This is a genomic window from Streptomyces apricus (assembly GCF_008369065.1).
Classification (GTDB): domain Bacteria; phylum Actinomycetota; class Actinomycetes; order Streptomycetales; family Streptomycetaceae; genus Streptomyces; species Streptomyces apricus.
On the sequence record NZ_VDFC01000046.1, the window covers coordinates 132,660 to 140,080 of the forward strand.

The window sequence follows — 7,421 nt, forward strand, 5'->3', positions numbered from 1 at the left end:
CTCCCCCTCCCTCCCCATCGCAAGGAAAAGCACCGTGACCAGACTCAGCGTCGAGATGCTGGCAGCGGACCCCGTCGAGCCGATCACCTCGGCGGGCCACGCTCAGCTGGGCATCGCCGTACTGGCGGGCATCGCCGTCATCGTCCTGCTCATCACCAAGTTCCGGCTCCACGCGTTCCTCGCGCTGACCATCGGGTCGCTCGCGCTCGGCGCCTTCGCCGGGGCCCCGCTCGACAAGGTGATCACCAGCTTCTCGTCCGGCCTCGGGTCGACCGTCGCCGGTGTGGGCGTGCTGATCGCGCTCGGCGCGATCCTCGGCAAGCTGCTCGCGGACTCCGGCGGCGCCGACCAGATCGTCGACACGATCCTGGAGAAGGCCGGCGGCCGTTCGATGCCCTGGGCGATGGTGCTGATCGCCTCGGTGATCGGGCTGCCGCTCTTCTTCGAGGTCGGCATCGTGCTGCTCATCCCCGTCGTCCTGATGGTGGCCAAGCGCGGCAACTACTCGCTGATGCGCATCGGCGTCCCGGCGCTGGCCGGCCTGTCCGTGATGCACGGGCTGATCCCGCCGCACCCCGGCCCGCTGGTCGCGATCGACGCGGTCGGGGCCAACCTCGGCGTCACCCTCGCCCTCGGCATCCTCGTCGCCATCCCCACGGTGATCATCGCGGGTCCGGTCTTCTCGAAGTACGCGGCCCGCTGGGTGGACGTCCCGGCCCCGGAGAAGATGATCCCCCAGCGCGCCTCCGAGGACCTGGACAGGCGTCCCGGCTTCGGCGCCACCCTCGCCACCGTGCTGCTGCCGGTCGTGCTGATGCTCGCCAAGGCGCTGGTGGACATCGTCGTCGACGACCCCGAGGCCATGGTGCAGCGCGTCTTCGACGTGATCGGCTCGCCGCTGATCGCCCTGCTCGCGGCCGTCCTCGTGGGCATGTTCACCCTGGGCCGGGCGGCCGGCTTCACCAAGGACCGGCTCTCCTCGACCGTGGAGAAGTCCCTGGCCCCGATCGCGGGCATCCTGCTGATCGTCGGCGCGGGCGGCGGCTTCAAGCAGACGCTCATCGACTCCGGCGTCGGCCAGATGATCCTGGACATCTCCAAGGACTGGTCGATCCCCGCGCTGCTGCTCGCCTGGCTGATCGCCGTCGCGATCCGGCTCGCGACCGGTTCCGCGACCGTCGCCACCATCTCGGCGGCCGGTCTGGTGGCCCCGCTCGCGGCCGACATGTCGACCACGCACGCCGCGCTGCTCGTCCTGGCGATCGGCGCCGGCTCGCTGTTCTTCAGCCATGTCAACGACGCCGGGTTCTGGCTGGTCAAGGAGTACTTCGGGCTGAGCGTCGGCCAGACGATCAAGACCTGGTCGGTCATGGAGACCATCATCTCGGTGGTCGCCGGAGGCCTGGTCCTGCTGCTGTCGCTGGTGATCTAGCCGGGCCCGCGCCCCTGAAGGCCGGGCACGGCTTTCAGGGGCGCGGGGAACCGCGCGCCCGTCCACACGCAACCAGCCACACGCAACCAGCCACTTCAGAACACAACAGGAACCACCCGAGCCCCTCGGAAGTCTCCCTCTACGCAACTGATCAACGTTCGCAGCGGAAGAGAGAGCCACCTTGCACAGCTCGACACCCCACCGCAGCCGCCGAACCGTACTGGCCCTGGGCGCGGGAGCCGCCCTGGCGACCGCCGCGGCCCCGTCCGCCCAGGCGGCCGCGAAGGCCGTCCCGGCCGCGAGGCGCACCTCCGTGACCAGGGCCCTCACCGAGCTGGAGCGCGCCCACGGCGCCCGCCTCGGCGTCTACGCCCGCAACACGGCCACCGGCGAAACCGTGCGCCACCGCGCGGAAGAAACGTTTCCCATGTGTTCGGTCTTCAAGACCCTCGCCGCCGCGGCCGTCCTGCGGGACCTCGACCGGCGCGGCGAGTTCCTGGACCTGCGGATCCGGTACACCGCGCAGGACCTCACCGACGCGGGCGGCTCCCCGGTCACGGGCCTGCCGGACAACCTCGCCCACGGCATGACCGTCTCCGCGCTCTGCCACGCCGCCATCGCGCACAGCGACAACGCCGCGGCGAACCTGCTGCTGCGCGAGCTGGGCGGCCCGACCGCCGTCACGCGCTTCTGCCGTTCGGTCGGGGACCCCACGACCCGCCTCGACCGGTGGGAGCCCGAGCTCAACTCGGCCGAGCCGTGGCGCACGACGGACGTGACCAGCCCGGCCGCCATCGGGCGCACGTACGGGAGGCTCGTCCTCGGTGACGCGCTCGTGCCCCGGGACAGGCGGCAGCTGACCGAGTGGCTGCTGGCCAACACCACGAGCACCGCCCGCTTCCGCAAGGGACTGCCCGCGGACTGGGCGCTCGGCGACAAGACCGGCACGGGCAGCTACGGCACCAGCAACGACGTGGGCGTCGCGTGGACGCCGGACGGGGCACCCGTCGTGCTGGCCGTCCTGTCCACCAAGCCCGACCCCGATGCCCCGAAGGACGACGAACTCGTCGCCCGGGCCGCCGAACTGCTGGCGGCCGCGCTGGGTTAGCCGCGCTGGGCTAGGCGGACACCGGGTCAGGCGGCCCCCGTCATGCGGTCACGGCCGCCGGAGCGGGTGTCACGTGGTCACGGCCACCGGAGCGGGCCTCACGTGGTCACGGCCGCCAGAGCGGGTGTTCCCGCTCGGCCCACTCATGGCTGACCTCGCCCGTCCGCAGGCCCCTTCGGGACTCCGGGCGGGCGAGCGCCATCCCGATGTGCCCGGCGAGGACCAGCCCGACGGTCAGCGCCAGCCAGTCGTGGACGAAGGTCGCGCTCGTGCGCCACACCAGCGGGGCGAGGTGGGTGAACCACATCAGCAGCCCCGTGCCGAGCATGACCAGGACGGCGCCGGCGATCCACGCCGCGTACGTCTTCTGCCCCGCGTTGAACTTCCCGGCCGGCCGGGACGCGGGCCGGGCGTCGCGGCGCAGCGCCGACCGCAGCCAGACGCGGTCGTGCGGCCCGAAGCGGTTGAGCAGCCGCAGGTCGGCCCGGAAGGCGCGGGAGGCGAGCCCGGCCAGGACGGGCACCGGCAGGAGCAGCCCGGACCATTCGTGCACCCGGACGACCAGGGCGCGGCGGCCCACGAGTTCGGCGAGTTGGGGCAGGTAGAGGCAGGCCGCGCTCAGGACGCACAGGCCCATCAGGAGGGCCGTCGCACGGTGCACCCAGCGTTCGGCGGGGGTGAAGCGGCGCACCCGCAGCGCGCCCGCGAGGCGTTCCCCCGGGTCCGGTGCCGTCGGGGTCCCGGTCTCAGGTCGCGTCATCGTCCCGCCCGTTCGACCGGCCCACCCAGGCGTCGATGTCATAGCCCCGCTCTTCCCAGTAGCCGGGCCGGACGTCCTCGGTGACGGTGATGCCGGAGAGCCATTTCGCCGACTTGTAGAAGTACATGGGAGCCACGTAGAGGCGGACCGGGCCGCCGTGGGAGTGCCCGATGTCCTCGTCCTGCATGCGCAGGGCGACCAGGACGTCGTCGCGGCGGGCCTGGGAGAGGGTCAGGCTCTCCGAGTACGCCCCGTCGAAGCAGGTGAAGCGGACCGCCCCGGCCGTGGACCGCACCCCCGCGGCGTCCAGCAGGTGGGACAGCCGCACCCCTTCGAAGGGGGTGTCGGGCACCCGCCAGCCGGTGACGCACTGGACGTCGCGGACCATCCGCGTCTGCGGCAGGGCGCGCAGGTCGGCCAGCGTGTACGTGGCGGGGTGGTCGACCAGGCCGTCGACCTTCAGGCGGTACGAGTCCTCGTCCTTGTGCGGGACGGAGGAGGTGACCGAGTAGTAGCGGAAGCCGCCGCCGTTGGGCAGGAGGCCGGTCAGGCCGGTGGGGTCCTTGGTCGCGGCGCCGCCGAGGAAGGACTCCAGGCCGCGCTGGACGGTGGGCGCGGTGGCCACGCCCAGGACGCCCAGTCCGAGCATCCCGAGCACGAGCCGGCGTCCGACCGGGGCGCCGGCTCCTTCGGGGTCGCCTGCAGCCTCTGCGGAAAGTTCCGGGTTCACACGGTGATTCGAGCATCCCCGGCCGCCGGAAGCCAGGGGCCGGGGGTGCACGTCAGCATTCCGTAATGACGTCCCGGGTCGTCCGGGTCCGGGACGTCACTTCACGGCCTTCGCCGCGGCGCGGCCCGCCGTGCGGCCGGAGAAGAGGCAGCCGCCGAGGAAGGTGCCCTCCAGGGACCGGTACCCGTGGACCCCGCCGCCGCCGAACCCGGCCGCCTCCCCCGCCGCGTACACCCCGGGCAGCGGGTCGCCGCCCTCGGTCAGCACGCGGGACGAGAGGTCGGTCTCCAGGCCGCCGAGCGTCTTGCGGGTGAGGATGTTGAGGCGGACGGCGACGAGCGGCCCGGCCTTGGGGTCGAGGATGCGGTGCGGGGTGGCCGTGCGGATGAGCTTGTCGCCGAGGTAGGACCGGGCGCCGCGGACGGCCATCACCTGAAGGTCCTTGGTGAAGGGGTTGGCGATCTCCCGGTCGCGCGCGGTGATCAGGCGGCGCAGCGCGTCCTCGTCGATGAGCGCCTCCCCGGTGAGCGCGTTCATCCCGCGCACGAGCGCGCCCAGGTCCTTCTCCACGACGAAGTCGGCGCCGTTGTCCATGAACGCCCGCACCGGCCCCGGCACGTCGGTCCGCGCCCGCTGGAAGACGCCCTTGACGGACTTGCCGGTCAGGTCGGGGTTCTGCTCGGAGCCCGAGAGCGCGAACTCCTTCCCGATGATCTTCTGGTCGAGCACGAACCACGTGTAGTCGTACCCGGTGCCCATGATGTGTTCGAGGGTGCCGAGCGTGTCGAAGCCCGGGAACAGCGGTACGGGCAGCCGGTTGCCGCGGGCGTCCAGCCAGAGCGAGGACGGGCCGGGCAGGATGCGGATGCCGTGCTTGTCCCAGATGGGGTTCCAGTTCTGGATGCCCTCGGTGTAGTGCCACATGCGGTCGCGGTTGATGAGGTGGGCGCCGGTGGCCTCCGCGATGCCGAGCATCTCGCCGTCCACGTGCGCGGGCACTCCGGAGATCATGTTCTCGGGCGGGCTGCCGAGGCGCTCGGGCCAGTTGGCGCGGACGAGGTCGTGGTTGCCGCCGATGCCGCCGGAGGTGACGATCACCGCCTGGGCGCGCAGTTCGAAGGCGCCGGTGACCTTGCGGCTGCTGGCCCGGCCGCGCTCGACGCCCGACGGCTCCAGGATCTCGCCGCTCACCGTGTCGACCGTGCCCGCGCTGCGCGAGAGCCCCGTGACGCGGTGGCGGAACTTCAGCTGGACGAGGCCCTGCGCGACGCCGGCGCGGACCCGCCGCTCGAAGGGGGCGACGAGCCCCGGGCCGGTGCCCCAGGTGATGTGGAAGCGCGGGACGGAGTTGCCGTGGCCGCCCGCGTCGTAGCCGCCGCGCTCGGCCCACCCGACCACCGGGAACCAGCGCACGCCCTGCCGGTGCAGCCAGCCGCGCTTCTCGCCGGCCGCGAAGTCCACGTACGCCTCGGCCCACCGGCGGGGCCAGTGGTCCTCCGGGCGGTCGAAGCCGGCGGTGCCCATCCAGTCCTGCAGGGCCAGCGCGTGGCTGTCCTTGATGCGCATCCGGCGCTGTTCGGGCGAGTCGACGAAGAAGAGGCCGCCGAACGACCAGTGCGCCTGGCCGCCGATCGACTGCTCCGGCTCCTGGTCGAGGAGGATCACCTTGCGCCCCGCGTCGACGAGTTCCGCGGTCGCCGCGAGTCCCGCGAGACCCGCCCCGATCACGATCACGTCTGCGTCGTACGCCATGAGCAGGTCCTCCTCGGCCTTGTTACTGATCGGTCAGATCCTTGGGCAACGGAGTGACCCAGTCAACTGCCCGGTTCCGGATACTCGGGCTACAGTCGGCGCTACCCACACCTCGCCCCGTCGCCGTCCGAAGTCTTGAGGTACGCAGCGTGTCGGTCCTGGTCCTCGTCCTCGCCGTAGGCGCCGCCTGCTGCCTGGGCTTCGGGTTCGTCCTCCAGCAGAACGCGGCGGCGCACGCCCCGCTGGGCGACTTCCTCTCCCCCCGGCTGCTCCTGGACCTGGTGAAGGTGCCGCGCTGGCTGGGCGGCATCGCGTTCATGGTGGCCGGCATGGTGCTGGGCGCGATCGCGCTGTCGCACGGCGAGGTGTCCTTCGTCGAACCGCTCCTGGCGACGAACCTGCTGTTCGCGCTCGCGCTCTCGCGGTGCCGGACCCGCCAGGCGCTCGGCAGACAGGGCTGGGGAGGGCTGCTGCTCCTGGCCGGCGGGGTGACGGCCTTCATCGTGGCCGGGCGGCCCGAGGGCGGCGACGCCGTCTCCGACCCGCTGCGGCACTGGCTGATCATCGGCGTGATGACCGGGCTCGCCCTGCTGCTGACGGCGTACGCCAAGCGCTCGCGGCTGAGCGCGGGGCCGGCGCTGCTGGGTGTGGCGGCGGGGCTGCTCTACGGCGTGCAGGACGCGCTCACCCGGGTCAGCGGCCAGCGGTTCTCGGACGGCGGCTGGACGGCGCTGGTCACCGGATGGCAGGTGTACGCGGTCGTCGTCCTCGGGATCACGGGGCTGGTCCTGGTGCAGAGCGCCTTCGAGACCGCGCCGCTGCGGATGTCGCTGCCCGCGCTGACCGCCGCGCAGCCGCTCGCCGGGATCGCCTGCGGGGTGGGGTTCCTCGGGGACCGGCTGCGCACCGACACCGGGGCGCTGGCCTGGGAGGCGGCCGGGCTGGCCGGGATCGTGGTGGGGGTGGTCCTGCTGGGGCTGCACCCGGCGATGCCGGGCGGTGCCGTGGTCCGGCAGCGGGTGCGGGACCTGCAGCCCCGCTGACGCCCCGTCGGTCGGCTGTCGGTCGGCGCCCTGCCGGCCGGCGCCGGGGGTGGGCTGCTTTGATGGCCGGATGAGTTCCGCTGACGAGATTCTCGACGTCGTCGACGAGCACGACGTGGTGGTGGGCCGGGCCCGGCGCGGGGACGTGTACGCGCGGGGGCTGCGGCACCGGTGCGCGTTCATCCAGGTCAGGGATGCGGACGGGCGCCTGTTCGTGCACCGGCGCACGGCGGACAAGCTGGTGTTCCCCTCCCTGTACGACCTGTTCGTCGGCGGGGTCGTGGGCGCCGGCGAGAGCTACGACGACGCGGCGCTGCGGGAGGCCGAGGAGGAGCTCGGGGTGTCCGGGCTGGCCCGGCCGTCCTTCCTGTTCAAGTTCCTGTACGACGACGGGGCCGGYAAGAGCTGGTGGTCGGCCGTGTACGAGGTGCGGTGGGAGGGGGCGGTGTCGCCGCAGYCGGAGGAGGTCGCGTGGCATGCGTTCCTGCCGGAGGAGGAGGTGCGGGCGCGGCTCGCGGAGTGGGAGGTCGTGCCGGACGGGTTGGCGGCGTATTCGCGGCTGCGGGCCTTTCGTGCGGCCGGGGCGGGGACGGAGG

General features: G+C 72.7%; 7 protein-coding genes. 4 read left to right on the forward strand and 3 right to left on the reverse strand.

Annotated features, from left to right (window positions below; translation table 11 throughout):
• Window positions 1-34: 34 nt before the first annotated feature.
• Window positions 35-1,432: a GntP family permease gene (locus tag FGF04_RS20660; RefSeq protein WP_149512801.1), complete on the forward strand. Its 1,398-nt coding sequence runs from the start codon at window positions 35-37 to the stop codon at window positions 1,430-1,432.
• Window positions 1,433-1,613: 181 nt separating this feature from the next.
• Window positions 1,614-2,540: a class A beta-lactamase gene (bla, locus tag FGF04_RS20665; RefSeq protein WP_149512802.1), complete on the forward strand. Its 927-nt coding sequence runs from the start codon at window positions 1,614-1,616 to the stop codon at window positions 2,538-2,540.
• Between the two features lie 106 nt (window positions 2,541-2,646).
• Here bla and FGF04_RS20670 read toward each other — a convergent pair whose 3' ends face one another.
• From FGF04_RS20670 to FGF04_RS20680, 3 genes are all read right to left on the reverse strand, one after another.
• On the reverse strand, window positions 2,647-3,300 hold the full coding sequence (locus FGF04_RS20670) for a cytochrome b/b6 domain-containing protein (protein ID WP_149512803.1): 654 nt from the start codon (window positions 3,298-3,300) through the stop codon (window positions 2,647-2,649).
• Window positions 3,287-3,949 (reverse strand): molybdopterin-dependent oxidoreductase, encoded by a 663-nt coding sequence (locus tag FGF04_RS20675; protein WP_149513739.1) that lies wholly within the window; start codon window positions 3,947-3,949, stop codon window positions 3,287-3,289. Before FGF04_RS20675 ends, FGF04_RS20670 begins: the two co-directional genes overlap by 14 nt.
• Window positions 3,950-4,126: 177 nt before the next feature.
• On the reverse strand, window positions 4,127-5,782 hold the full coding sequence (locus FGF04_RS20680; RefSeq protein ID WP_149512804.1) for an FAD-binding dehydrogenase: 1,656 nt from the start codon (window positions 5,780-5,782) through the stop codon (window positions 4,127-4,129).
• Window positions 5,783-5,931: 149 nt separating this feature from the next.
• Between FGF04_RS20680 and FGF04_RS20685 the strand changes: the two genes are divergently transcribed.
• Both FGF04_RS20685 and FGF04_RS20690 read left to right on the forward strand, forming a co-directional pair.
• Complete coding sequence (locus FGF04_RS20685) at window positions 5,932-6,825, forward strand: DMT family transporter (RefSeq protein ID WP_149512805.1); 894 nt, start codon at window positions 5,932-5,934, stop codon at window positions 6,823-6,825.
• A gap of 70 nt (window positions 6,826-6,895) precedes the next feature.
• The coding region (locus FGF04_RS20690; RefSeq protein ID WP_149513740.1) for an NUDIX hydrolase at window positions 6,896-7,421 on the forward strand (526 nt) is incomplete at its 3' end.